Source organism: Bacillus sp. NMCN1 (assembly GCF_002998085.1).
GTDB lineage: Bacteria > Bacillota > Bacilli > Bacillales > Bacillaceae > Bacillus.
In genome coordinates this window covers 108453-132218 of record NZ_PVQL01000003.1, presented here as the reverse complement: position 1 = coordinate 132218, position 23766 = coordinate 108453, and the positions used below count along the sequence as shown (strand labels likewise).

23 protein-coding genes are annotated in these 23766 nt (G+C 41.5%); 7 read left to right on the top strand and 16 right to left on the bottom strand.

What is annotated here, in order from left to right; all coding sequences use genetic code 11:
* Positions 1–8: 8 nt before the first annotated feature.
* The 11 genes from opuAA to C6W21_RS15325 all read right to left on the bottom strand — a co-directional run bounded on the left by opuAA (position 9) and on the right by C6W21_RS15325 (position 11736).
* On the bottom strand, positions 9–1277 hold the full coding sequence (gene opuAA, locus C6W21_RS15375; RefSeq protein WP_106051101.1) for a glycine/proline betaine ABC transporter ATP-binding protein OpuAA: 1269 nt from the start codon (positions 1275–1277) through the stop codon (positions 9–11).
* A gap of 398 nt (positions 1278–1675) precedes the next feature.
* Positions 1676–2770 (bottom strand): toxic anion resistance protein, encoded by a 1095-nt coding sequence (locus C6W21_RS15370; RefSeq protein WP_003217200.1) that lies wholly within the window; start codon positions 2768–2770, stop codon positions 1676–1678.
* Positions 2771–2784: 14 nt separating this feature from the next.
* On the bottom strand, positions 2785–4401 hold the full coding sequence (locus C6W21_RS15365) for a YceG family protein (protein ID WP_106056689.1): 1617 nt from the start codon (positions 4399–4401) through the stop codon (positions 2785–2787).
* 70 nt (positions 4402–4471) lie between these two features.
* Entirely contained in the window at positions 4472–5287 is an 816-nt protein-coding gene (locus C6W21_RS15360; RefSeq protein WP_106056687.1) for an HAD family hydrolase, read from the bottom strand.
* Positions 5284–6393 carry a cysteine protease StiP family protein gene (locus tag C6W21_RS15355; RefSeq protein WP_106056686.1) on the bottom strand — a complete coding sequence of 370 codons (1110 nt, stop codon included), beginning with the start codon at positions 6391–6393 and terminating at the stop codon, positions 5284–5286. The genes C6W21_RS15360 and C6W21_RS15355 overlap by 4 nt, the downstream gene beginning before the upstream one ends.
* The gene (locus C6W21_RS15350) at positions 6386–7717 is read right to left on the bottom strand and encodes a phosphoribosyltransferase family protein (protein ID WP_106056684.1); all 1332 of its coding nucleotides are present in this window, start codon (positions 7715–7717) and stop codon (positions 6386–6388) included. The genes C6W21_RS15355 and C6W21_RS15350 overlap by 8 nt, the downstream gene beginning before the upstream one ends.
* On the bottom strand, positions 7707–8894 hold the full coding sequence (locus C6W21_RS15345; RefSeq protein WP_106051096.1) for an HpcH/HpaI aldolase/citrate lyase family protein: 1188 nt from the start codon (positions 8892–8894) through the stop codon (positions 7707–7709). Before C6W21_RS15345 ends, C6W21_RS15350 begins: the two co-directional genes overlap by 11 nt.
* A gap of 98 nt (positions 8895–8992) precedes the next feature.
* On the bottom strand, positions 8993–9772 hold the full coding sequence (locus C6W21_RS15340; protein WP_106051095.1) for a TerC family protein: 780 nt from the start codon (positions 9770–9772) through the stop codon (positions 8993–8995).
* Between the two features lie 140 nt (positions 9773–9912).
* Entirely contained in the window at positions 9913–10491 is a 579-nt protein-coding gene (locus tag C6W21_RS15335) for a TerD family protein (protein ID WP_003216935.1), read from the bottom strand.
* A gap of 40 nt (positions 10492–10531) precedes the next feature.
* Positions 10532–11113, bottom strand: coding sequence for a TerD family protein (locus C6W21_RS15330; RefSeq protein WP_106051094.1), 582 nt, complete (start codon positions 11111–11113; stop codon positions 10532–10534).
* A 20-nt stretch (positions 11114–11133) separates the two neighbouring features.
* On the bottom strand, positions 11134–11736 hold the full coding sequence (locus tag C6W21_RS15325) for a TerD family protein (protein ID WP_058015234.1): 603 nt from the start codon (positions 11734–11736) through the stop codon (positions 11134–11136).
* A 434-nt stretch (positions 11737–12170) separates the two neighbouring features.
* Here C6W21_RS15325 and C6W21_RS15320 point away from each other — a divergent pair, with 434 nt between their 5' ends.
* Both C6W21_RS15320 and C6W21_RS15315 read left to right on the top strand, forming a co-directional pair.
* The gene (locus C6W21_RS15320) at positions 12171–13163 is read left to right on the top strand and encodes an LLM class flavin-dependent oxidoreductase (protein ID WP_106056761.1); all 993 of its coding nucleotides are present in this window, start codon (positions 12171–12173) and stop codon (positions 13161–13163) included.
* Positions 13164–13373: 210 nt separating this feature from the next.
* Entirely contained in the window at positions 13374–14414 is a 1041-nt protein-coding gene (locus C6W21_RS15315; protein WP_106056682.1) for an acyltransferase family protein, read from the top strand.
* 20 nt (positions 14415–14434) lie between these two features.
* On the opposite strand, the gene C6W21_RS15310 is transcribed toward C6W21_RS15315, so the two are convergent.
* Both C6W21_RS15310 and C6W21_RS15305 read right to left on the bottom strand, forming a co-directional pair.
* On the bottom strand, positions 14435–15214 hold the full coding sequence (locus tag C6W21_RS15310; RefSeq protein WP_106051092.1) for a glucose 1-dehydrogenase: 780 nt from the start codon (positions 15212–15214) through the stop codon (positions 14435–14437).
* A gap of 119 nt (positions 15215–15333) precedes the next feature.
* Positions 15334–15762: a cell wall hydrolase gene (locus C6W21_RS15305; RefSeq protein WP_106051091.1), complete on the bottom strand. Its 429-nt coding sequence runs from the start codon at positions 15760–15762 to the stop codon at positions 15334–15336.
* A gap of 538 nt (positions 15763–16300) precedes the next feature.
* Between C6W21_RS15305 and C6W21_RS15300 the strand changes: the two genes are divergently transcribed.
* From C6W21_RS15300 to C6W21_RS15290, 3 genes are all read left to right on the top strand, one after another.
* The gene (locus C6W21_RS15300) at positions 16301–17359 is read left to right on the top strand and encodes a DUF4352 domain-containing protein (protein WP_106056680.1); all 1059 of its coding nucleotides are present in this window, start codon (positions 16301–16303) and stop codon (positions 17357–17359) included.
* Positions 17360–17917: 558 nt separating this feature from the next.
* Complete coding sequence (locus C6W21_RS15295; RefSeq protein WP_106056678.1) at positions 17918–18115, top strand: hypothetical protein; 198 nt, start codon at positions 17918–17920, stop codon at positions 18113–18115.
* A gap of 16 nt (positions 18116–18131) precedes the next feature.
* Complete coding sequence (locus C6W21_RS15290; RefSeq protein WP_106056676.1) at positions 18132–18683, top strand: hypothetical protein; 552 nt, start codon at positions 18132–18134, stop codon at positions 18681–18683.
* 56 nt (positions 18684–18739) lie between these two features.
* Here the strand turns inward: C6W21_RS15290 and C6W21_RS15285 are convergent, their stop codons facing one another.
* The gene (locus C6W21_RS15285) at positions 18740–19915 is read right to left on the bottom strand and encodes an ABC transporter permease (RefSeq protein WP_106056674.1); all 1176 of its coding nucleotides are present in this window, start codon (positions 19913–19915) and stop codon (positions 18740–18742) included.
* Positions 19915–20655 (bottom strand): ATP-binding cassette domain-containing protein, encoded by a 741-nt coding sequence (locus C6W21_RS15280; RefSeq protein WP_024427223.1) that lies wholly within the window; start codon positions 20653–20655, stop codon positions 19915–19917. The genes C6W21_RS15285 and C6W21_RS15280 overlap by 1 nt, the downstream gene beginning before the upstream one ends.
* A gap of 161 nt (positions 20656–20816) precedes the next feature.
* Here C6W21_RS15280 and C6W21_RS15275 point away from each other — a divergent pair, with 161 nt between their 5' ends.
* A complete protein-coding gene (locus tag C6W21_RS15275; protein ID WP_106051087.1) occupies positions 20817–21518 on the top strand; it encodes a LytR/AlgR family response regulator transcription factor in 702 nt (233 codons plus the stop codon).
* A gap of 11 nt (positions 21519–21529) precedes the next feature.
* Positions 21530–22495: a sensor histidine kinase gene (locus C6W21_RS15270; RefSeq protein ID WP_106056672.1), complete on the top strand. Its 966-nt coding sequence runs from the start codon at positions 21530–21532 to the stop codon at positions 22493–22495.
* Positions 22496–22525: 30 nt separating this feature from the next.
* Here C6W21_RS15270 and C6W21_RS15265 read toward each other — a convergent pair whose 3' ends face one another.
* Positions 22526–23455, bottom strand: coding sequence for an aldo/keto reductase (locus C6W21_RS15265; RefSeq protein WP_106056670.1), 930 nt, complete (start codon positions 23453–23455; stop codon positions 22526–22528).
* Positions 23456–23766: the final 311 nt, after the last annotated feature.

Here is a 23766-nt window from a genome sequence, read left to right as displayed (position 1 = left end):
TAAACATCTTATTCTACCTCCTGTGCAGAAGGCTCTTGTGTTTTAATTTCCTCAAGCTTGTTAGAAGACATGTTGATATACTCATCATTACCTGATAACGCACCAATTAATGCACCTCTGACCACAATACCCTTCATTCTGTTTTTCTCATCGACAACGGCAATTGGAATATTTGCCGCATCAGACACTGCATCAAAGATTTCTGTTAAATACGTAGACTCCAATACTGTCGTGAATTCTTTATCAAGAACAGTTTCAAGCGACGCGCCCGTTTCTGCTGCCTTTTTCGCTGCTTGTGCAGAAATAACACCTAATAAATGCTTTTTCTTATCTACTGCATAGATAGAGGAAATTCCAAGGTTCTTCATGAGCGTGAGCGCAACACGTGCCCCTTTATCGATCTGAACTGTTTCTGCACGTTTCATAATATGACCAGCGGTTAATACTTTAGAAAGGTCGACATCTTCTACGAAACGTTCAACATATTCGTTCGATGGATTCATGAGAATTTCTTCTGGTGTTCCAATTTGAACGATATTTCCGTCCTTCATGAGTACAATGCGGTCGCCAATACGAAGCGCCTCATCTAAATCATGGGTAATGAAAATAATCGTTTTTCCTACAGACGTATGAAGCTCAAGCAATTCATCCTGCATATCTTTACGAATTAATGGATCTAATGCACTGAATGCTTCATCCATTAATAAAATGTCAGGGTCATTTGCTAGTGCACGTGCCAATCCAACACGCTGCTGCATCCCACCACTTAATTGATTTGGGTACTGCTCTTCAAAGCCTTCAAGTCCAACAAGCTTTAAAGATTCAAGAGCCTGTGAGCGGCGCTCTTCTTTGTCTACACCTTGCAATTCAAGTCCGTATTCTGTGTTCTCAAGAATAGTGCGGTGCGGGAACAATGCGAAGTTTTGGAAGACCATGCTGATCTTTTTCCGTCTGACTTCACGCAATTGATCCTTTGACATATTTGTTATCATATCCCCATCAATATATATTTCGCCGGAGGTTGGTTCGATTAACCTATTTAGCAGCCTCACAAGTGTGGACTTTCCGCTCCCTGATAGCCCCATGATGACAAATATCTCGCCGTCATACACATCAAAATTTGCTCGATTAACACCAACTGTTGCGCCGGTCTCTTTTAGGATCTCTCTTTTTGTTTTCCCTTTTTCAAGCATTTGAGATGCTTTTTTAGCATTTTTACCGAAAATTTTAGATACATTATTTATCTTGATTTTGATATTTCTCTCTTCAGAATTCATATTTTCCCTCCAAATTAGCATCTTTATAACCGTAACATAAGCGTTATGATGCGAACAATCTTTAGAATTCGCTTATTTCCGCACAATATGTATGAATTCCATATAGAGGTCTGGTGATTAGAGTTTATACGCCGTATTACTCGTAAATCCTATAGAATGCTTCATAAACTACATATTTTACGGGGTATTTCCTCTTATCAGACAATATTTTACTGAAAATTCCTAATTGTGCTAAAAAATAACTCGAATCCTCACCATAGCGAGCTTTTACAAACATGGGTGAACCATTCCCCTGAACAGGATTTACCCGAAAATGGTCACATAAAAACCTTTTTTCTTCAAATTTTAATAAAATTAATTAAAACTGCCTGCAACTTTAGTTACAGACAGCTTATTTTTTAGGACTCTAGGGCAGCTCGCTTAATATTATCTTGTAGTTCAAGCATACGTTTTGTTCCATCTTCGCGTAATCGTTTGTTTTCTTCTTCGATCTGTTTCGTCTCTTTCATCCCTTGAACAATTGTATTAAAAGAAGATTCGATCGTTTCAATGTCGATACTTGGACGTCCAGACAATTTAGCAATCTCCACACTTTGACTTGAGATGTTTTCAGCATTTCGTTTCAGCATTTCATTTGTTCTTCTATCCAGCTCACTCATTGAATCAGCCACAAGCTTCTGTCTCTTCGCTGTAACAGCTTGAATAATACCATTTTTAAAAATTGGAATGGTGATGATGAACGCTGAGTTGATTTTACCGATTAATTTCGTATTCCCACGCTGCAGCAAACGAATTTGCGGTGCCGTTTGAAGAGCCACCATCCGTGCCATATCAAGGTCATATACACGCTCTTCCAATGCTTGAATGCCGTTACGAAGTGTATCAAGCTCCATTTGTGCCAGCTGGTTTCCACTAGCCGCTTTTTCTTCATAAGAAGGAACCAATTGCTTTAATTCTTCGATTTTCATTTGACCTGCAACGACATACTTTTCAAGCTCCATATAGTATTGTATGTTATGCTCATACATTTCTTCAAGCGTCACAGTCGATTTGGTCATTTCGTCTTTATATTTACTGATTTCCACATTAATTTTTTCAATCTCTGCACCGAGCGTTTGATATTTACTGAAAATCTTTTCAATCATGCTGCCGCCGCGCTTAAAGATTTTTGACAACAAACCACCCTTTGGCTCGTCAAAATCATTTTTATCAAAACGATCCATAATTTTCCCAAGCTGTGTCAGCATCGTTCCTGAGTCAGTGACACTTGTTGAACGCATCATCGAAAGAATACGATCAGAGAACTTAGAGATTTCAACGGCCGGCTGTTTTCCGTATTCAAGCAGCTCCAGCTGATTTTTCGCATCGATCTGTCTTGCAATATTTTGCACTTCTGGTTCATTTCGAAGCTGAACGCGAATATCGTCTGCCTTCTCAATGGAGATTTCCTCTTTATCAATTGAAATAATGTCATTTCCGTTTGTATTTGTCATAAGCTTTGATCTCCTTATCGGTTTTTAATGGATTGAAATAACTTTCTGACGATGGACGGCTCTTTAAACTCCTGGTTCATGACCATCTCATCAAGCCAATGGGTATCAAATAATTGGTCATCTATATACCGCTCAATACACTGATATCCCGCCGGATGATACACGAAGAGATCCACACCCATTTCATTTAGAAAAATCAGAGTAGCCGCATCAGAACGAGTCAGCTCACCATTATATTCCGTATGGTATAAAATCACTTTCGGTACGGTTTGTGCATAATCAAAAGTTTGAATGAGTTCAATGAGCTCCTGGCCGATATGCAGAATCTGTTTGAATAAATAAATACGGACATCTAATTCGGTCTCATTGCCTTCTTTTAATAGCTTCGGATGCTGACAGATTCGAGATACCGCCTCTGCTATCGCACGCTGCGCGCCCTCATATAGATGAGAAAACTGCCATACATTGCTTTTCATTAGTAATTCAGGATCAATCTCTCCAGCAGACGAAAGGGCATGCTGATAATGAAATTGATAATTCGAAGACACTTCTTTCGTAAAAGGAAAATGGCGAATGGTCTTCGTCTCTTTCCCTTCCATTAACGTGTGGATACGATCCCAGTACTCACGCTTGTCTCGTGTGACCCCCATCATTTTCGCAAAGAGATTCGGAATCTGTACCGTGTCCCGGTCTGCTTGAAAATTAGGGCGGATAAAGGAACGTTCCTTTGCAATTAAAAACAGCTCATCATACGTTGTCTTCAGCGTAATGGAATGAGGGGTATGATCTCTGAATTGCCACGGCTTATACAGCATTGAATCTTCCGTGTGGAGTACTTCTTCAAGCTCTCTTGTCGAGCGGTACGCCACCGTTGATTTCCTCTCAGGCTTTTCAGTAGGGAAAGGTTCAAGCTTTGAAGTCCCCGGATACTGATCAATAAAAGTCAGCTTTTCTTCTGGATCTAATTCGCGGAACGAATCCTCGCCCTCTGGATGGAATAACACAACATCACAGCCAATCAGCATGACATAGTAAAGAAAATAAAGCTGACTTTTATTCGCCTCTCCATACCAAATGACAGCCGGCATTTTTTCTTCTATATTGACTTCCTTCATCCATGGACCTAGATGATTATTTGAAAACTTCACTACATCCAGGAGAACCCGGCGGAAATCGGGATGCTGAAATCCCCCCTCATGCAGCTGTTTGAAATGCTCAAACACCTTGATCAATGAAAGGCGGATATGACGGTTCATCACAGGGTTTGGATGGCGTACAATCAGCTGTTCACCATCTAAGAAAGCCACAAAACGATTCACGGACAATCCCTTTTCTTCTTGGTTAATCAAATGAATGCGTTGAAGCGCTTGAAAATGCTCCGGCTCAATATGGCGATTGAGCGTTTCACTTAAAATATGAACGCCATCTGTTTCATATAATTCATGTAAATAAATAAAATAATCGGTTGCATCATGCGGAGTTCCAAGGACCCGGGCGGCGAGACGCGGCAAGGACAATGTATGCTCGTCCTTTACATAACCGTCTCTTTCAGGGAGCGGCTTTTTCAGCACGTTTTTCCAGGCTTCCTGCTCCGCCCGTGTATGGTTGACATTGATTTCTTTATAACTCACGCCGCTCCTTCCTTTCTCCTATATTTTCTCGAAAGCTACTACTATCATATCATTCACCCTTCTACTTCTGCTATCGAATCGAAGGCTTTTTTGCGGTCGTCATCTGCTTCATGACACAAGCGGTGATTTCATCAGCTGCCGCCATGCCCGATGCTGCTGTCGGCTCAAGTAATGGGTCAAAGTCGAGCACTTCTCCATGCCGCGGGGCAAACCCCATATCTGCCTGACGAATGAGACCTGCATCTAAAAGGGAATCGCCTGCACCGTATACATATTCAAGCTCCAGCCGTTCCTTTAGAAAAGCAACAGCATCCCACTTATTGAGCGGCGCCGGAATAAAATAAAGCTTCCGTCCTTGAAGAGACACCTGCCAGCCTCTCTCCTCCCCCCACTGCTTCAATTCAGCAAGTGGAATGCGAGATAAATACTCATCTTTCATTATCAAATAAAGAAATCTTCCCTCTGCTGTCCGGGTACGCTTCACCCATGCCGCAACTGGAAGGTCGGAGATGGCTCTCAGCATCTCTCTGACTGACATACACGCTTTGAGCCTCTCATCAACAATGACCTGCCAATCCTCGAGCGGCTTGCCGTGATGAAGGATACAGCCCCCATTTGTCGTGACGGCATACTCCGGTTGGAGCTCTTGCTGAAAGAAGGTGATCCGTTCATACTGAGCAGTCGTTCTTGTCGTCACTGGAATGAACCAGCCTAATTGATGAATTGTCTGCAAGGATGTTTTCGTTTCAACCGACATATAGGAAAGCGGCCGTTCATCCAGCACCTCAACTAAATCATAATCTCCTTTATACTCATACTGATCCAGCACTCGATGTGAGTAAATCAGTGTCCGGTCTAAATCGCTGGCAAACGCACTTGTCTTCATGACGTCTGCTCCAGCGGACGAATGAGTCCACAGCACGTATAGGACATATTGGCATATTCAATGACAGGAACGCCTCTGTCCTCTGCTAAAAGCAAAATATGCTTGAGCTTCTCCTGAGACCCGGGCTGAATCAGGATTTTCCAAGGGATTCTTCTAAGTAGCACACGGGTCGTCTCACCAACACCCGGCTTAATCAATTGGGTATTTTCAATTTGAAACTCCTGACCGATCGCTTCAATGGACGCCATCCCCCGCCAGTCCGCAGGCATTCTTTGTGTGAGGATGTTCTCTGCTTTCTCTTCTACATTTAGCTCGAGGCTAGAAAATGCTTCTTCAATTGTATCCACATACAGATTGGACACATCCTCATCAAGCAGCTCTTCATAATACTTTGCCCCATGGAAATCATCGGCACTGATCCAGCGGTTGTTTAGTACCGTTCGACTGACAAGTCCAGATACCGTCGAATTCAGGCAGGCACTTGGAATGAGAAAATCCTCTCTCGTTCCGTAGACATTTGTACAATAGCCAGGGTCAGCTAGTACAGCCAGTTCACTAGAAAGACGAATACCATACTTTCTTTCAAAATCAATCACAGCTTTTTGGAGCTCTCTCGAAATCGCACCTTTTCCGGTCCATCCATCAATAAAGGCAATCTCAAAGCCCGGGTGTTCTTTGAGCATATAATGCAGCGCATTCTCATCTATTCCTCGATCACGAATAATAGAGATGCTATAATGAGGCAGTTCAAGACCATATGTCTTTCGAATATATCGTTTGATGAGCACCCCGATCGGCGTTCCCGCCCTAGCCAAACTGCAAAAAACCGTTTGGAAGCCTCGCTTTTTCACAATCTGTTCTGCTACCACTGCTACTGCTTCTGCTACCTTTTCCTTACTTTCATTCAGAGATTGATAGAATAAATCCATATAAGATTCCGTTGGTTTATACTCAATCGGCAGCATTTCTGAATAATGCGCTCCGCTCTGAATCGAACGCTCCCGCTCCTCTGTACTTTTCTCCATCTCAATGGATGATAAATCTTTGAGTAAGAAGGTTACATCCTGCTCTGGATAGCTTCCCATCTTTGTATACACATTAGCCATTCACCTTCACCTCGTCTGATAAAGTCACAATATGCACATGCTTCACATGCCGCTCGGCAAATAAGTGAACAAGCGGAAGCAATGCCTCCTGAGAGACCTTTTTCTCAAAAAAGAGAAATACATCATCGTATTGATCTTTTGGTATGTTGTACACGTAGTGCTGAATTCGAGCATCCTCTGGACTCACAAAGGTAAACCCATTTTGAACAGCGTATCCATCCTTTTCAACGGGGTGAATTGGGCTTCTCGTCGTTGAATGAAAGAGAACACCTTCTCCCATATGTGCAGCCAGTCTCATCGGCACATACATCAGCTCACCTGTTCCTAAACAAAGTGTCTGCTTTCCTTTACGTTCCTTCTTCAGTTTCAGCCCAGCCTGTGTAGCTGCTTGATCGATAGCTGCCGTATCTGTTGCGTTTAAACCAAAACGACCCGTTTCATGTATATATGGCGAATGACCCGCCGAATTTGTTGCATGAGAAAGTGCATACGGCTCTTGCTTAAAGAAAGATTGAAGGGAGTGAACAGAGAGACTTGGCAGATCCTTTTGCTCAGCAATCTCATACGAATAAGCTGGCTCATCCAGTGTTTTGCCCCGAAAGACCATTTGCCCTTTTAATAAAGACAATGATGTAATGTGAATACCAAATTCCTCTTCAAGCTCACACATGGCTTTTTCGTGCTCCACTGTCCGCCAGTCTAAAATAGAAAGAATCGTGTAAGAATGCCGCGGGTGCTTTGCATGAAGGTCCCGAATGATATTGATATTCGTACGTCCTGTCGTGACTTCATCATCTACTAGCACGATGGGACGGTCTGTGCGAAGTAATGCTTCGTCTGCATAACAAAGCTGATCCGTTGCATGCGAATGCTCCTCTTCAAATACCAATGAAGGGTCTAAATCCAGCAGCTGTTCACGTGTCGTATGAATGTAAGATGCTCCTTCTATTACGTCATACACACCATGACCCAGTGCGGTTGCCGTTTCCGCAAAGCCGATCACGATCGGCTGTTTTCCTGCTGAAAGCTTCTCCTTTTTGAGCACTTCGTATGCTTTAGTTAATGCCTTGTGGTCATCCGTCTTGAGTGCTTCTACTAAAAGGTCATGATGCAAAGACGTCTTGCCTGTTTGCTCTTTGGCGTACGCCATGGCTAAAAGACCAGAGACAAGGAGCGGTTTTACCGGATGAACAGGAATGTGCTTACCGAGCACCTTACTAACAAATAAAAAGGCTCTTTTTTTGTTCACCCTTGCTGCCATGTCAAAAAGATGCTCTTTTTCCAGCTGAAGCGCACCTTCTTTGAGATCAAGCTCAACTTCCATATGTTCCAAGATGCTCAGCGTATGCGGCTTCTGCTTCTGTGAGTATGTCGATATAGCTTCTATTTTCATGAAACACCCCGTAAATATCTGACTTAATTAAAATGTGCTCTGCCCACCTGTAATGCGGCTTCGTTTCATTCATTTTATTAGAGAAGGTACTCTTCATCACGCCAACTGTGCCGTCTGCATGTTCAAGAATGCTTAATGCATCCATATACTCTTCCTTCGTCACAACATACATGCTTTGCACCGGTTTGAGATGTGTTGGATGAATGACTGTCTTTCCATGAATGCCGTTAGCCACATCGAGTTTTGTCTCCTTGAGTAAACCTTGTACGTCATCAAATTCAGATGAAGAAGGTTCGCTCTTATGAGAAAGCGCACGGATGAATGGCTTTTGTTCCTTTCGTGCAGGGCCAAAATGCTCCCACACAGCACCTGATACCACAAAGGAACGGCCAAAATAATTGATGATATCTGTGATTAAATCTGCAATCAATTTGATCTCATAGATGGTCGTGTCACGATCACGGCGAATACCGTACAAACCACAAAGATCCGTTGCCCCAATGCGAATATTCAAAATATATTCTTCATCATTCAGCAAGATCTGCTTTAACTCAGACAACACCGTATATCTTGTTTCTTTTTCTAATAAATCGGGTGTTTCCAAAATGGGCATCCCATAAAGTGTTGTCCGCGTTTGGGACGATGCCTGTTTCAAACTGTCCAAATAATCCTTCGCATTTTGAACCGAGCACTTCGGAAACACAAAACCGGTAAGTAATTGAAGAGAGGAACCGAGCAAGTCTGCCATTTTGAGCAGCTGTTTCGGCGAACGAACTCGAATAAATAAAAGAGGCAATTGTTCAGCCGTTTCAGGCGCATGCGTTACTTTCTCTTTGAGACTGGCCAATTGTGCCACTAGATTCTGTTCGGCCATGTCCACTTCTTGATCACCGATGGCATCCTCCAAACAAAATACAACAGAACAAAGCGCTTCATATTTCTGCGACAGCAGCATATCTGCTATCTCTTGTCTCGTCGCAGGCATATACAAAGTAGCACCTAATGCATGCGCAAGTACATGCCTCGGTGTCAGTGAATGCATCGCCCCTGGCCGCTTGAAAAAAAGATCGTGCTGCCTCGCCTCTGATAAAAATCGAAAATACCGCATGCTGTGCCACCTCCTGTTGTTTAGAGAAAATAAATAAATGGCCTGATGATTCAAAAAAGGATGGAGCCGTTAGTCAACTCCATTCCTTTTTGATCTTCCTATTCTTCTTTTGAAGCCGCAGCTTCGTTTGTCACATCTTGATGTTTCTTCTTATTGATTTTATGAACAATAAACGTGCCGATAAATGCTAGGATAATAATCGCAAAGAATGCGACATGCGGAATTTCAATATGAGCAGCACTTAAGCCCATTTTAATGGCAATAATCCCAATGAGAATAAACGCTGTATTCTCAAGCTCTGGAATACGGTCAATGAGGACAAGGAATACCTGTGCCACTGTACGCATCATGAGAATTCCAAGCATTCCGCCTAATAGCAGAATCCATACTTCCTCAGATACAGCGAATGCCGCAAGAATACTGTCCACCGAGAAGGCAAGGTCCATAATTTCTACAGAAATAACGGTTGCCCAGAAGATGCCAAATACACGAATCATCCAGCCTTCTTTTTTCAATTCCTTCGCTTCGTCATCGCCGTCACCTAACCAGAAGTGCTTGATGACAAGCCATGCTAAGTATGCAGCTCCTAGAACCTTAATCCACCAGAACTTAATAAGCAGCATCCCTACGCCAATGAATATAAAACGGAAGAAATAAGCGCCAATTAATCCGTAGGTTAATGCCTTTTTACGCTGCTTTTCTGGTAAATGTTTCACCATGACAGCTAGTACAAGTGCGTTATCTGCTGATAACAATCCTTCAAGCACAACTAGGGTCCCTATGAGCCCCCAAGAGACAGGGTTTGTTAATACCTCTGCCCACATATGCCAATCAAAAAACGAGGCATACGTGTCCAACATATGTTTCAAAATGTCCAACTGGTTTTCCTCCTATAAGTGTAGAAGCATCAGCAGGCTTTCGCCTGCTGTTATTCTTGATCGCTGTTTCTTTCTCACTTTGGAAAATGCCCTCATATGAGTCATTGGCAGCGCCTCTTGAATCGATTTGTTTCTCTCGTCTATACTTCTAACCCATAATTTTGACAAAGAGCTGCAAGTCCGCCAGAGAATCCGCTTCCGATGGCGTTAAACTTCCAATCGCTTTCGTGGCGGTACAACTCACATACCACAACAGCTGTTTCAATTGAGAAGTCTTCCCCTAAATCAAAGCGAATCAATTCTTCCCCGCCCTCTTCATTTACAACACGAACAAACGCATTAGAAACTTGTCCAAAATTCTGACTGCGCGTCTCTGCATCATGAATCGTCACTGTAATTCCGATACGATCAATGTTAGCAGGAATTTTTGAGAAATCAACGAGAATTTGCTCGTCATCTCCATCTCCTTCACCCGTCCGGTTATCACCTGTATGAGTGACACTGCCGCTTGGGTGCTGAAGGTTATTATAGAAGACAAAATCTGTGTCTTGCTGACAACGATTGTTTGCATCCACTAAGAATGCCGAAGCATCCAAATCAAATTCGGCTCCGCCAGAATATTTATTCGTATCCCAGCCAAGACCGATCATCACTTTCGTCAGCCCTGGGTTGGTTTTTGTTAAATCGACACGTTGTCCTTTTGAAAGCTGAATCGCCATATTCGTACCTCTCCTGTCTTTGAAAATATGAAACTAGCCGTTACCCGATATCTAAACCGAAGTCCGTAGCAATGCGGGCAAGTCCGCCTTGATAGCCCGATCCGACAGCTGAGAATTTCCATTCCCCGCCATGACGGTATAATTCACCTACAATAATCGCTGTCTCGATGGAGAAATCTTCTGCCAAATCGTAGCGAATGAGTTCTTCATTTGATGCCGCATTTAAAATACGCACATATGCGTTCGTTACTTGTCCGAAATTTTGACTGCGCGCTTCCGCATCATGAATCGTAATGACAAATGAAATCTTCTCAATACCCGCTGGTACAGCTGATAAGTCGATATTGACCTGCTCGTCATCTCCGTCGCCTTCACCAGTGCGGTTATCGCCTGTATGTACGACACTGCCGCCACCGCCAGTTGTTTGATTGTAAAAGACAAAATCCGATGGAGAGCTTGCCTTACCTGCCGCATCTAAAAGAAATACACTTGCGTCTAGATCAAAGTCATGTCCGCCGTCATACTTATTGACGTCCCAGCCAAGACCGACGACCACTTTCGTTAAACCTGGATTCGTTTTTGTTAAATCAATTTTTTGACCTTTCGCTAAAGAAATTCCCACTAGGAATCTCTCCCTTCTGATTAAATATAGTTTCTCGTAATATCGGCAAGCTTCGCATCATTTGTACCGTTTCCAACAGCCGCAAACTTCCAATCATTCTCATGACGATAAAGCTCTCCAACGATTAACGATGTTTTCCCTGCATACTCATCTTTTAAATTATATTTCACTAATTCTTGATTGTTTGAACGATCAACAATTCGAATGTACGCATTTTGAATCATACCAAAATGTTGATTTCTTCTTAGTGCATCATAGATGTTCACAACAAACACCAATTTATTCACATTGCCCGGCACCTTGCTCAAGTTGACGAGGACTTGTTCATCATCTCCGTCTCCTTCACCAGTCAGGTTGTCACCTGTATGCTCGACACTGCCGCATTTGCTTTTCAAGTTGCCAAAATAAATCAAATCTTTATTTTCCGTAAACTTATCATTTTTCAGCATGAGCACTGAAGCATCACAATCAATATCAGCGCCGCCTCCGCCGCCAAACAGCTTTCCTAAAAATCCGCCGCCTTGTGATACAGGGTCCCAGCCAAGTCCAACAAGAATATTCGTTAGCCCTGCCTTGCCTTTTGTTAAATCAATACGTTGACCTTTTTCTAATGTAATCGCCAAATCAATCACTCCTCCAGCATAATAAAAATCTATTTATTAAGCGATGGACCCTATTAAAATCATCATACATGAAAATTCGACAAAATTCATGAAATGACATTGGAGCCTCTTACTCTTTTTTCTATTTACTAGTATATACGATCTATGTTCAAGATAGGTTTCAATCAGATGATATTTTTTTAACGAAAGGTGCAAGTTAAAAATGGTTCATGTCGTAAATGAAGTGTTTCATGTGAAACATTGTCGAATGCTCCCGCTAAGCAGCTCTAGCTGAATGAACGAAATATAGACGTCATTTCACTTGGTTTATATGTTGAAATAGAAAATTTAAAGGCTTGCGATCAAGGGGTGAACCCTTTCGTTTCCTTCTATTCATGGATTTCTTTATACTTGAGATGAAGAACATTGACCGTGTCGATGAAAGGATGATGATGATGCCATCACTTCACATATTAGATCAAGTCGCTATTCCTAAAGGTCAGACAGCGCAAGAGACATTGATTCACACAACGCAGCTGGCTCAGCTTGCGGAAACTCTGGGGTATGAGCGTTATTGGTTTGCTGAACACCACAGCACAAGAGGGCTCGCTAGTACAGCACCTGAAATATTAATGGCACATATTGCTGCTCATACATCGACCTTACATACCGGGTCTGGCGGCATTTTACTTCCGCAGTACAGCCCCTATAAAGTAGCAGAGGTCACGCGGCAGCTTGAGGCCCTTTATCCTGGACGAATTGAAATCGGTGTCGGCAAATCTCCGGGCGGGATTGAAAGGACGAGACTGGCTTTGACAGACGGCGTGCATAAAGACCTATCTCAGTTTGACCGCCAGCTGAAGGATCTTCTATTTTACTTATCAGACAGCCTGCCTTCTGGGCATCCGCATGCAGGAGTCAAGGCTTCTCCGCTTGTTGATGCTCATCCGCCGGTTTGGCTGCTTGGTCTAGGAGAAAATAGTGCCATGCAGGCGGCGGAGCTTGGGATCAACTATATTTTTGGTCACTTTATCCACCCTGCACGCGGCAAACAAGCATTTGAGACGTATCGGTCTCACTTTTCTCCATCTGTCTTTTCTAGGCAGCCTCACTCTATGTTTGCCGTTTTTGTCATTTGTGGTGAAACAGATGAAGAGGCAGGCCAGATCGCCAGCAGTACAGATTTATGGCTGCTGCGTGTTGAAAAAGGACTAGATAGCCGCGTACCTTCTATAGAAGAAGCCAGTGCCTATCACTACACCTCGCAGGAAAAGAAAAAAGTGTTACAAAACCGCCAGCGGATGATTGTTGGCTCAAAGGCAACGGTGAAAGAGCAATTACTTAGCTTGATGGACCGCTATCAAACGGATGACATCATGATTCTAAACAATTCCTTTGATCCGATCGAAAAACAGCGCTCCTTCAAACGAATCGCAGAATTATTTTGAAGCCAATCCCTCTGGCTTCTTTTTTTACATTGTCATAAAAAATGGGAAATGTAACATTGAGATGTCAAAATCCTTCCGCCTGTCATCTGATCGCAAATGTGTCTTCTAATCGTTAGCGAACTGTAAACGCATAAGGGGTATACCTTTTATATAGTAGAGGTACATATGAAAGAACCGTTTACGACGCTTGAAGGAAGGAGATGACAGACCATGAAAAAGAGACTCGATTGGGTCGATGCGGCTAAAGGAATTGGCATTCTACTCGTGGTCATGGCGCATGTGCCCATTCCAGATTCGTTAAAGCAATTCATTTACTCTTTTCATATGCCGCTTTTCTTTTTACTATCAGGCATGATGTTTCGATCATCCTCACACCCTGCTCTGTCATTTATTCAGAAGAAAGCCACGAGCTTACTCTTGCCCTATCTCTATTTCTCCATTATTACGTATGTTTTCTGGTTCTCCGTTACTCGATTTTTTGCCTTTAAGGGACAAACGGATATTGATCCTTTCGTTCCGTTTACAGGTATTTTTATATCCAATGCAGATGAAGCTAGACTCACGCATAACCCAGCCATTTGGTTTTTAACGACGCTCTTTTTAGTGGAAATAATCTTTTTCTTTATGCACCGTCTGACAAAAGGGAAACCTGCTGTCTTGATCTTACTGACCGTGCTTTGCGGAGGTGCTGGATATGCCTCTACCTTGCTTTTAGACCAAAGTCTGCCGTGGAATGCTAATGTCGCCTTGACGGCCGTTGTGTTTTATTCAATTGGATTTTTGGCAAAACAATGGTTTGTGGAATTAAAAACAGATCCAACCCTTCTTCTATGTACAGGTCTGCTTGTACTGACGGCTTACATGCAAAGCTTTAATTCACGTGTCGATATGCGCGTTAACGACTATGGTGATCTCTTTCTTTTCTATGCATGTGCACTGCTCGGTTCAGCTGCCGTGATTTATTTAAGCTTTAAATTCAAAACGTCCCCTATTTTGACGTATCTCGGACGAAATTCTATTGTTATTCTTGTCTTGCAGTTTGCCGGCATCGATATCATGAAAGCGTTTGTTTATTATGGACTTGGCATCAATATTGCGGATACAGCGCAGCTCTCTTGGACACTCTTTTACACGACTGGGACTTTGCTGCTTATGGTGCCGTGTATCTCCTTCTTGAGCAAGTATCCGATGCTGCTCGGCAAACCAGCCAAAGCAGTACACCGCTACGAACAAAAAACATCCGCCGGCTGATCGGGCGGATGTTTTTTGGATTAATCATTGATTTGAGAAGGATAAAGCGTCATTCCTCCATCCACAAATAAGGTGGTGCCTGTGATATACGAAGCTTCCTGAGATACGAGGAATGCAGCGGCGGACCCAACCTCCTTCGGTTCGCCAAAGGCTCTCATCGGAATCTTTTCAAGCTGCTTTTGTTTTTTCTGTACATCCTGCAAATCATCATTCGATTCGGTCGCCATTGTACCTGGTGCAATCGCATTGATCCGAATACCCGCTTCCGCATAATCAAGAGCCAGCGTCTTCGTCATCATATTCAGTCCACCTTTGGAAGTGGAATAGTGAACATTGAACGGGCGCGGTATTTCCTGATGGACACTTGATATATTTAAAATGGACCCTTTGATGTCATGCTCCATCATATAGGCGATCGCAGCCTTTGCTCCTAAAAAGGCGCCTGTGATATTGACATCAATGACTTTTTGCCATTGTTCGAGCGTCATCTCATGTGGCATCGCTTCTTCGCCATTAAAGCCTGAATTATTGACGAATACATCTACTGTACCGAAATGCTCAAGTGCTGTATCCATGATGGCTTGAATTCCTTCCTCTTTGGAGACATCTGCGTGTACTTTCACCGCTTGACCTCCGCGCTGTTGAATGGCTTGTACCGTTTCTTCAGCACCCTCTTCATCGCCTTTATAGTTTACAACCACATTCATTTGCTCTTGTCCAAATCGTAATGCGATTGCTTGTCCGATTCCTTTTGAAGAACCTGTGACAATGGCTGTTTTCCCTTTTAAATCTTGATACATCTTCATTTCCTCCAATCACGTGCTTCATCTTGTTGATACACAATGGTTACCCATTTTGAAAAAAAGAAAAACACAACCCTCTGCAATCGTTGACTAAGAGGATTGTGCTATTCATCAAGCTAAAAGGTGTTATAGACATTTTCACATGTTTCACCGGTTGGCTGATAAAAGCAATGCGACTTATACCTTGCCACAAACGGCTGATTGTACCAAGTCGGTGGACAATCTCCAGGCGGTTTAAAATACCAAAGGCTGAATTTTGCCGGCCAAAATCGTTCTCCGTTAATATTCCTCCTCGCAAGTGTTTTTTCCGTTTCTCTTGCTCGCTGATAAAAGTAACCATGTGTGACCGCTTCAAATGCATGCTCCTGATAAATCATTTGTGGAATCGTACGCAGCCCTTTAAAGTCAGAGCAGTTGGCACGCAACCGATTGATGCCTACATTTCCTACGAGCAGCATCCCTTGCTTCCCTTCACCCTCTGCCTCCGCTCTCAGCAGTCTGGCCATTAGATCAATATCAGAGCTTGTCGCTCTTACCACTGCCATACATCCACCTCCATTTCGTTTCTCTTTTATTTTATGTGGTCTTTCTGTGTAGATGACTGCCATTTTGACGGGAAAAGACACATTCAGTGTCGAGAGCCTGTCTAAACACCTCAACATTTTGCTGGACATGTATCTCTCTGCCAACAACACACAAACCAAGTGATCATGCACATAACAGGAAAAAATATTCATTACTATAGGCTCATTTACAAGTCATAAAAATCCTTCTAATTGCTACACCTTCGTCAAAAACAGTCATTTGAACCTATTCAATAATCCGACTCAAAACCTTAAAATATAAAATGTTGAGTTTTTACAGGAGATATCACATCATAAATTACAAGTTTCTCCTCTGAACTTAGTGTCATTTTTACTAATTGAAGCTGTGCAACCTTTGAAACGCACTGAAGTATTGACAGTACTTTCGCTTCATTCTACAGTAAAAAACATACAGTATTTTTCTTTTTATGCAAAAAGAACGATATGAACTAACGCTTTCCAATGAAATTCATCATAAACCCGAGGAGGAAAACATGTCATGTTTAAAAAGAAATTATCCCTGTTTCTTCTGATCTTGTGTGTAACTGTTGTCGCTGCTGCTTGTAGTGGTGGAAAAGAAAAATCAGCTGCGAAAGAAAAAGATACAAAATCCCTTGATGCAGCAGAGGTAAAGGTAGAAAGTGCTGAGTACACGTTACCACCTCAATACGATACATCTGTACAGGATGATCAGTATGTACTAAAAGTGAACGTATCTGTAAAAAATATCAGCAAAGAGCCTCTAAATGTTGATAAAAGCAACTTTACGCTTTACCAAGATGACGCACAGGTGTCTACGATCTCTCCAGATGACTACAACGAAGTATTATCTTCAAGCTCTCTAAATGCAGACAAAGTATCAAAAGGCGGTCTTTTCTTTGTTGTTGATAAAGACAAAGACTATCAGCTTGTGTACAATGAGCCAAGCAGTGGTTCTAAAAAAGATGACAAAACACTAGAATTTGATATTAAAGGTAAAGACTTAATGAAAAAAGCAGATACACTTCAAGCATCTGCAAAAGCCCTTTCTTCTTATATTGATGTCATGATTTTTGGTAAGAATAACGACGAGTTCGAAAAACTAACAGGTGATAACAAATCAACCGTTATAAACCAATTTGATAAATCATTCAAACAAGGCTACATCACATCATCAGGTATTTCTTCTAGCTCAGCGAAGGACGAAAACCTTGATAAGCTTCTAAAAGCGGTAAAAGAAACATTAGCTGAAAAATCAAAAGTATCAACAAAAACAAAAGCCATCAGTGGTGATAAGGCCGTTGTGACTGTAACTCTTACACCAATTGATGCAAGCCCGCTTGTCGATCGTTTAAAAGAAAAAGCGACTGAGTTCTACAGCAAAAACCGTACTGCGTCTTATGATGAAGCACAAAAATATTTACTCTCGATCTACCCAGAAGAGTTCAAAAAATTAGGGCCATCATCTTCTGAAGAAACAGTAGAAGTCAACATGAAGAAAAATGACATCGACCAATGGAAACTTGATTTGAACGATTACAAAACAAGCTCATTGGTTGAAAAGTTCATCAAGAACTAATGAAAAACCCCGTTCCCTGGGGTTTTTTTGTTATGATTTATCATCTGGTTTGGCGAACGTGAACCCCCTCTATCATAAAAAACCAGAATATAGTCAAGTTATCTTACTCTTGACAACATTTCTTTCTATAATCAGTGTTCCATTTCTTTAGCTTGATCACTATGAGATATTCAATCCTGATTATTCTTTTTTGTACTTAAGATTTTTTTCTGCTTATTTGTGTTAAAGATGAAATGTAAACTCGAAGTAAAAAAATGTACTCCTCATTCTTTATTTCTATTGAACTATATTATAAATCTAGCTTCTTTCCTAACTCATTATAAAAGTAAACCATCATTTTCATTCACCAACTCTTTTTTCTATTTAAGTTATTCCTTAATAAAACTCTTCGAAATATAAATAATTCCATTTTTATAAAATATTCAAAAAAAAAGGTTCTATATGCTCATTTTAAGGTAATTTTAAACTTTTTATCATTGTTATTATGCTAGAATTAATAACCACTTCAAAGAGAAAATTTACCATGAAATTAAATCATTTTTTAAGGTAATCGCTAGAATGAAGTCAAAAAAGGATATTTGGTCTATTTCTTCTAATCAGGCAAAAGGTGTTGCAGCTGGAGCTAATCGAAATGGTAAACCAATAAATGAAGTAGATAAATACGATGGTAAACCCAAGAAAGGGTATTATTATCACTGGCATCCCTATAAAAGGACTCCAAAAGCTCATGCTTTCTACGGAGGTCCTGTTAAATAGTTAATAGAGGTGAACAATGTATAATTACGAAAAGCTATATAAACAGTATTTATATAAAAAAGATCAATTGATTTTTACTAAAGAACGAGTCGCTGAGATGATAACGTCTAAATTTAGAGCTAGAGAATTTTCAAAAACAAAAATTTTAGATTTAGTAAATGATGATCACTTTGAATATACTAAGATATATAAATATTTTGTCATTGATGATCCGAGTATATTGATTCAATTGTTTTCGAATGAGGAAAAAAAGAATCATCGTGAAGAAATACTTGATAATCGTCTTCATCCCTTAAACCCCAAGAGAGTCAAAGAATGGGAGTATAATCACTTATTGCTTGATGAACAAGAAGGTAGAAGAATTGATATCATTTTAGAAAGTAAAGATGGGTTATATATTTCAGAATTTAAAGTAAGAGATAGTTGCGAAAAGCTTAACAGGTATATAAATGCTTTAATTGTAGGTGCAATTATTGAAAATGGGTTAGAAGAATATCCAGTTGATATTCATGACGAGTATTTTCAATTTTATTTAGAGAACTTGGATCAATTCGGTTTCTTAAACTGAAAAATACGGTGATCGGCATTCACCTGAAAACGCCCTCTATGATAGAGGGCGTTTCTTTATTTGGCAAGCATCCACTTTTCTTTCATAAACATGACTCTAACGGCCACAAATAAGATAACCACAACGAGCGCAGTAGAGCCTAGGGTGAGTGCAATCGACATTGGATCAATGATCCCAAACATCATTTGTTTGCATAGTGCGTGAATATTAAGGAATGGGACAGCAAAGTAATACGTATCTAGCTGCGTAGCACCTGCTCTCATGGTAAAGAACATTGGGATCACACCTAATGTAATGATCATGGACATGTACGATTGCGCTTCTTTCACTGAGCTTGAAACGACACTGAGCAGCAGTTCAATCATCGATACCATGAATGAGAAGATGATAAGCGCCGCAAACATGACGGCGATAATGCTCCACATTTGATCACCAAAGTTCAGTGCTTGTTTTAGCTTTTCTGTAAAGAGCAGCGTGGATAAAAGCAGCATGCCGATCGCCACAATTCCACTTAAAATCCCGAACATGGAGACAGCAAGCCATTTTCCGATGAGAATATGAAGTCTGCTGGCAGGAGTCAGGAACAACGCTTCAATCGATTTTCGGTCTTTTTCACCCGCTACAATATCAAGCGCAGCTGGCAAAGCTCCTGAGATAACGGAGGTCACCAAAATCATCGGAAGGAGAATCGACAAAAGCATAGCGGTCATTCCATTTTCCCCTTCATCGCCTTCTTCTACATCAACGGCCTGCACCTGAAATGGATGAATAACAGATGTGTTGATTTGATCAGCCGCTAAACGCTTTTCTACGACTTGGTTTTGATACTGCTCCAATAAGGATTGCAGCATTTGAACCGCAATGACCGAATCATCATCTGTTGTATACCCATGAATTTTAATTGCAAATGACTTTTGATGCTGAAGCATGTCGTCAGCCTCTTTCGGCATTTCTAGGTAAGCATTCGCCTTCCCATCCTTGACAGCTTGCTCGGGGTCATCAAATGTTTCAAGTGTGAGGTTTTTGACCTCTTTGATCATTTGATTCATTTCAGTTGGAAGCTGTTCATTCACTGCGACCGTATAGGTTTCATCCCCTGGATCTGCAATCATGCTTTCATAAAAGAACACCAGTCCAAGCATCGTCAAAAGAGGAATCAGCACTGTTAAGAGTAAGGTTTTTCGGTCCCTTAGCGCATCTGTCATTTCTTTTAAAAATACGGTTTTCCACATTATGAAATCCCCCTAGCGAGCTTCGACATAAAGATATAGTTCAAGTCATCACTTTGTTCCTGTGTATATAATTCTGGAAGTGTTCCTTTGTACACAAGCTCTCCTTGATGAATCATCATGACACTGTCACAAAGCTGGCTGACTTCTTCCATGATGTGGCTTGAAAAAAGGATGGTTTTATTTTGCTGCTTGAGCTGATGAATAAAGTCTCTGAAAATATTACTTGATGTGATATCCAAGCCTGTTGTCGGCTCATCAAATAAAATAATGTCAGGATCATGAATCAAGGTTCTGGCAATTGCCACCTTTTGTTTCATTCCTCTTGAGAATCCTTTCACCTTGCGATCCATATATTGTCTCATCCCAAAACGCTTTGCCAGATCCTCTATTCTTGCTTTGATTTCATGCTGGTCTAAGCCATATAATTTGCCAAAGTATTCAAGATTTTCTCGTGCCGTCAAACGATCGTAAAGCCCCGTCTCACCGCCAAACAAAACACCAATTCGCTTTTTCACTTCAGTTGCTTCTTTCACCGTATCAAAGCCTGCGACAGTGACTGTTCCGTGCGTAGGCTCTAATAATGTGGCTACGGCGCGCAATAATGTGGTTTTTCCTGCACCATTTTCTCCTAAGATGCCAACGACTTCCCCTTCCTTCACGGAAAACGTCATATGTTTCATCGCTTTTACAACCTTTTTCTTATCTTTAAACCAGCAGCTGCAATCGCTGAGAGTAATCATGTGGTTCGCCCCTTTCAACTTTCTAAGTCTATGATAGAAAAAATAACGCTTCCCTGACATAAAAATGTCGCGAAACGTCCTTTTTCTGTCTTGAAATGATCTATTTTAAAAAAACAAATGGTAAAATAGACAAATAATAAGAAGAGTCACAGGTGATTTTTATGATAAAAGTAGGTCTCGTTGATGATTACCGAATAGATTTAGAAAAGCTGCATGCCATTGTGGGCAGAATGGAGGCTGTGGACATTGTCTTTGTCACACAGTCAGCAGAGGATGCATATAAGAAGGTCAAACAGGGAGACATTGATCTGTTGTTCGCAGACATTGAAATGCCCGGAATGTCCGGTTATGAATTAGCGGATCTCATTCACTCTCACGCACTGAATGTCGATGTTGTATTTGTGACAGGAAACAGTGGATATGCGGTCCATGCGTTTGATTTAAATGTTCATGATTATATTATGAAGCCCTACCAAGCCGATCGAATTGCCAAATCTTTAGAGCGCTATCTGTCCACTAAGCAGGAGAAAAGCATCCATGGACGGCTTCTCATTAAGCAGCAGTCAGATATTCATGTGCTGCAAAAGAAGGATGTCATTTTTGTTGAGCGAACAGGCCGGTCAACCACCATTGTCACAACAACAGGAGATATCCAGACATATCAGACATTAAACGAGTTAAAGGGCGATCTGGCTGAAAAAGATTTTATCCGCTCCCACCGATCGTTTATCATCAATATTCATTACATTAAGAACTTCTCGGCGTATGCCAAAAATTCGTTTATCGTGTCTTTTGAAGGTACGGATAAAAAAGCCATGATGACCAAGCAGCAATTAGAATACTTTAAGAAATACTATTTTTAAGGAGAACGAACGTGAACGCTTTCTATCTTGGATTCCGCATGTATGCTCTCATATGGCTAGGTCTTGCATTTCACGCAGCTGTTGAAGCTTTTCTGCCGCTATCATCTGGGGTGCTGTGGCTCCTCACCTTTTGTGTGATTTGTCTTTATACATTCTTCATATACAAAAGGTTTTTGCCTCATGTGAGTGATTATGTGATGTTGGGCGCTTTTGTGCTCTTCACCTGTGCAGGTCTTTTCCTTTTTCTGACGCAAGGAAATGGGCTGAGCTCTCTTTTGGCTTTTATGATCATCATGACAGCAGATATCCTTTCATTGAAGATGATGCAGACGGAGAGACGGTTAAATGGACGGCTTCAAGAGCTGATCAACGCAGAATCAAGAACCAATGAATTGCTGCTTGAGCTGCGCAGTAAACATCATGAAACAGCTAGACATTTAAATGCCTTTTCCGCGTCGAACGACGAACATGAGATCAAGGATTTGATTCAGCAATACGTGAAACATTTCCCATGGATGAAAGGAGAAAATGCTTATTTGGCTTCAACCTTGCACCCCTTTTTTGAGCGGGCTGAAAAAGAGGACATTGTCCTTTCACTAGACCTTCAAGCACCTTTTTCATCGCTTCCCTTTTCTAAGGCGGATCAGGTTAGTTTTACTGGTAACCTGCTTGATAATGCCCTAGACGCGGCGATTGAAGCGAAGCAAGCCGGGAACGAGGGAAGCATCTCAATCACGACCTCTATACGGAGCGGGCTCTTTTTAATCCATTGTGAAAACAGCACAAAAGGAATGGAAAAACACGTGTTAGACCATTTGTTCAAAACCTATGGACGCTCGACAAAAGGCGGCGATCATGAAGGAATGGGGACGTATATCATTCATCAGCTTGTTGAAAAGGCAGACGGTACACTTGATTTCACTTACCGTTCTCCAAATTTGCGGCTCGTCATCAAAATTCCCCTCACGATGTCATAAAAAAAGGTGCAGCTAAGCACCTTTTTTATGTTAAGAGAAAATGTGGTCAATTTGATTGATTTCCTCTTTTGATAATTGAACTTCATTTGTTTTTAGGTTTTGCTGAACTTGCTCAGCTCGTTTTGCACCTGGAATAATGGCGTCGATGCCGTCCTGCGCTAAAAGCCAAGCCAGTGCGACGTGTGCCGATTCGGCGTTCTTTGATTGTGCAATTGCCTGCAGCTTGTCTACTTTTTCGAGGTTTTGAAGGAACGCCTCACCTTGGAAAAGCGGGTCCTTTGCTCGAATATCATCAAATGTCGCATCCTTCGTAAATTTCCCAGTCAACAGGCCTGACGCCAACGGGAAATAAGGAATAAAGGAAATACGATGCTCGACGCAGTATGGGAGAAGCTCCTGCTCTGCCTCACGTTTCAGCAATGAATACTCCGACTGAAGCACGTCTAAGTAGCCATCTCGGTTAAAGGCTTGAAGCTGTTCAAAATCAAGGTTTGATGCACCAATTGCCCTGATTTTCCCTTCATCCTTCAATTCCTTTAATGTGCCTGCTACTTCTTCCAGCGGCGTCCGGCCGTCCGGGAAATGCATATAGTATAAATCAATATAATCTGTTTGCAGTCGTTTCAGGCTATTTTCGACCTGCTCTCTTAAAAAGTCCCGGCTGTTATCCAGTTCAATTTGTCCGTTTACTTCTTTATGAGCCCCCTTTGTCGCAAGGACAAGGTTTTCTCTGCCGCCTCTTTTGGCAATGATCTCACCGATCAATTCCTCTGAACGGCCCAGCCCATAAATAAAAGCAGAATCTAAGAAATTGACACCTTGATCAAGAGCCGTCTCCACAAGCTCTCGTCCGGCATCTTCACTCAGGTTCGGGAACAAATTATGTCCACCTACCGCATTCGTACCAAGCCCTATCGGATTCACCTGTAAATTAGTTCGTCCAAGCGTTACCTTTTTCAAAAGCTCATCTCCCTTATCTGCTTAATCATCCTTATTTTCCCATGAATCCTTTTCAACATTCAAGTATCCTGCTCTCTGAAAATTAACCTGGAGGTGGACGGTGAGAAAATAAATGGACATATAGTCATCTCTCTGAAAGCATTAACACCTCCATTTCAAGATTTTTACCTAAAAAACATTTAAAACCCATGATAAATCTATAAATCAATTCTTATTAACTAGTATATTCGACTTACAAATTTCCTTTTATTATTGATTTTTGTGTAAATTTCTTTCAAAGATAGGGACTAAAACCTATTCCTCATCATGAT

Excerpts from the sequence above, each read along its gene's own strand:
- C6W21_RS15355 (WP_106056686.1), bottom strand. The coding sequence starts at position 6,393 with ATGGCTAATGTGTATACAAAGATGGGAAGCTATCCAGAGCAGGATGTA.
- C6W21_RS15335 (WP_003216935.1), bottom strand. The coding sequence starts at position 10,491 with ATGGCGATTCAGCTTTCAAAAGGACAACGTGTCGATTTAACAAAAACC.
- opuAA (WP_106051101.1), bottom strand. The coding sequence starts at position 1,277 with ATGAATTCTGAAGAGAGAAATATCAAAATCAAGATAAATAATGTATCT.
- C6W21_RS15320 (WP_106056761.1), top strand. The coding sequence starts at position 12,171 with ATGCCATCACTTCACATATTAGATCAAGTCGCTATTCCTAAAGGTCAG.
- C6W21_RS15275 (WP_106051087.1), top strand. The coding sequence starts at position 20,817 with ATGATAAAAGTAGGTCTCGTTGATGATTACCGAATAGATTTAGAAAAG.
- C6W21_RS15370 (WP_003217200.1), bottom strand. The coding sequence starts at position 2,770 with ATGACAAATACAAACGGAAATGACATTATTTCAATTGATAAAGAGGAA.
- C6W21_RS15285 (WP_106056674.1), bottom strand. The coding sequence starts at position 19,915 with ATGTGGAAAACCGTATTTTTAAAAGAAATGACAGATGCGCTAAGGGAC.
- C6W21_RS15315 (WP_106056682.1), top strand. The coding sequence starts at position 13,374 with ATGAAAAAGAGACTCGATTGGGTCGATGCGGCTAAAGGAATTGGCATT.
- C6W21_RS15305 (WP_106051091.1), bottom strand. The coding sequence starts at position 15,762 with ATGGCAGTGGTAAGAGCGACAAGCTCTGATATTGATCTAATGGCCAGA.
- C6W21_RS15345 (WP_106051096.1), bottom strand. The coding sequence starts at position 8,894 with ATGCGGTATTTTCGATTTTTATCAGAGGCGAGGCAGCACGATCTTTTT.
- C6W21_RS15290 (WP_106056676.1), top strand. The coding sequence starts at position 18,132 with ATGTATAATTACGAAAAGCTATATAAACAGTATTTATATAAAAAAGAT.
- C6W21_RS15310 (WP_106051092.1), bottom strand. The coding sequence starts at position 15,214 with ATGTATCAAGATTTAAAAGGGAAAACAGCCATTGTCACAGGTTCTTCA.
- C6W21_RS15350 (WP_106056684.1), bottom strand. The coding sequence starts at position 7,717 with ATGGAAGTTGAGCTTGATCTCAAAGAAGGTGCGCTTCAGCTGGAAAAA.
- C6W21_RS15280 (WP_024427223.1), bottom strand. The coding sequence starts at position 20,655 with ATGATTACTCTCAGCGATTGCAGCTGCTGGTTTAAAGATAAGAAAAAG.
- C6W21_RS15360 (WP_106056687.1), bottom strand. The coding sequence starts at position 5,287 with ATGAAGACAAGTGCGTTTGCCAGCGATTTAGACCGGACACTGATTTAC.
- C6W21_RS15300 (WP_106056680.1), top strand. The coding sequence starts at position 16,301 with ATGTTTAAAAAGAAATTATCCCTGTTTCTTCTGATCTTGTGTGTAACT.
- C6W21_RS15295 (WP_106056678.1), top strand. The coding sequence starts at position 17,918 with ATGAAGTCAAAAAAGGATATTTGGTCTATTTCTTCTAATCAGGCAAAA.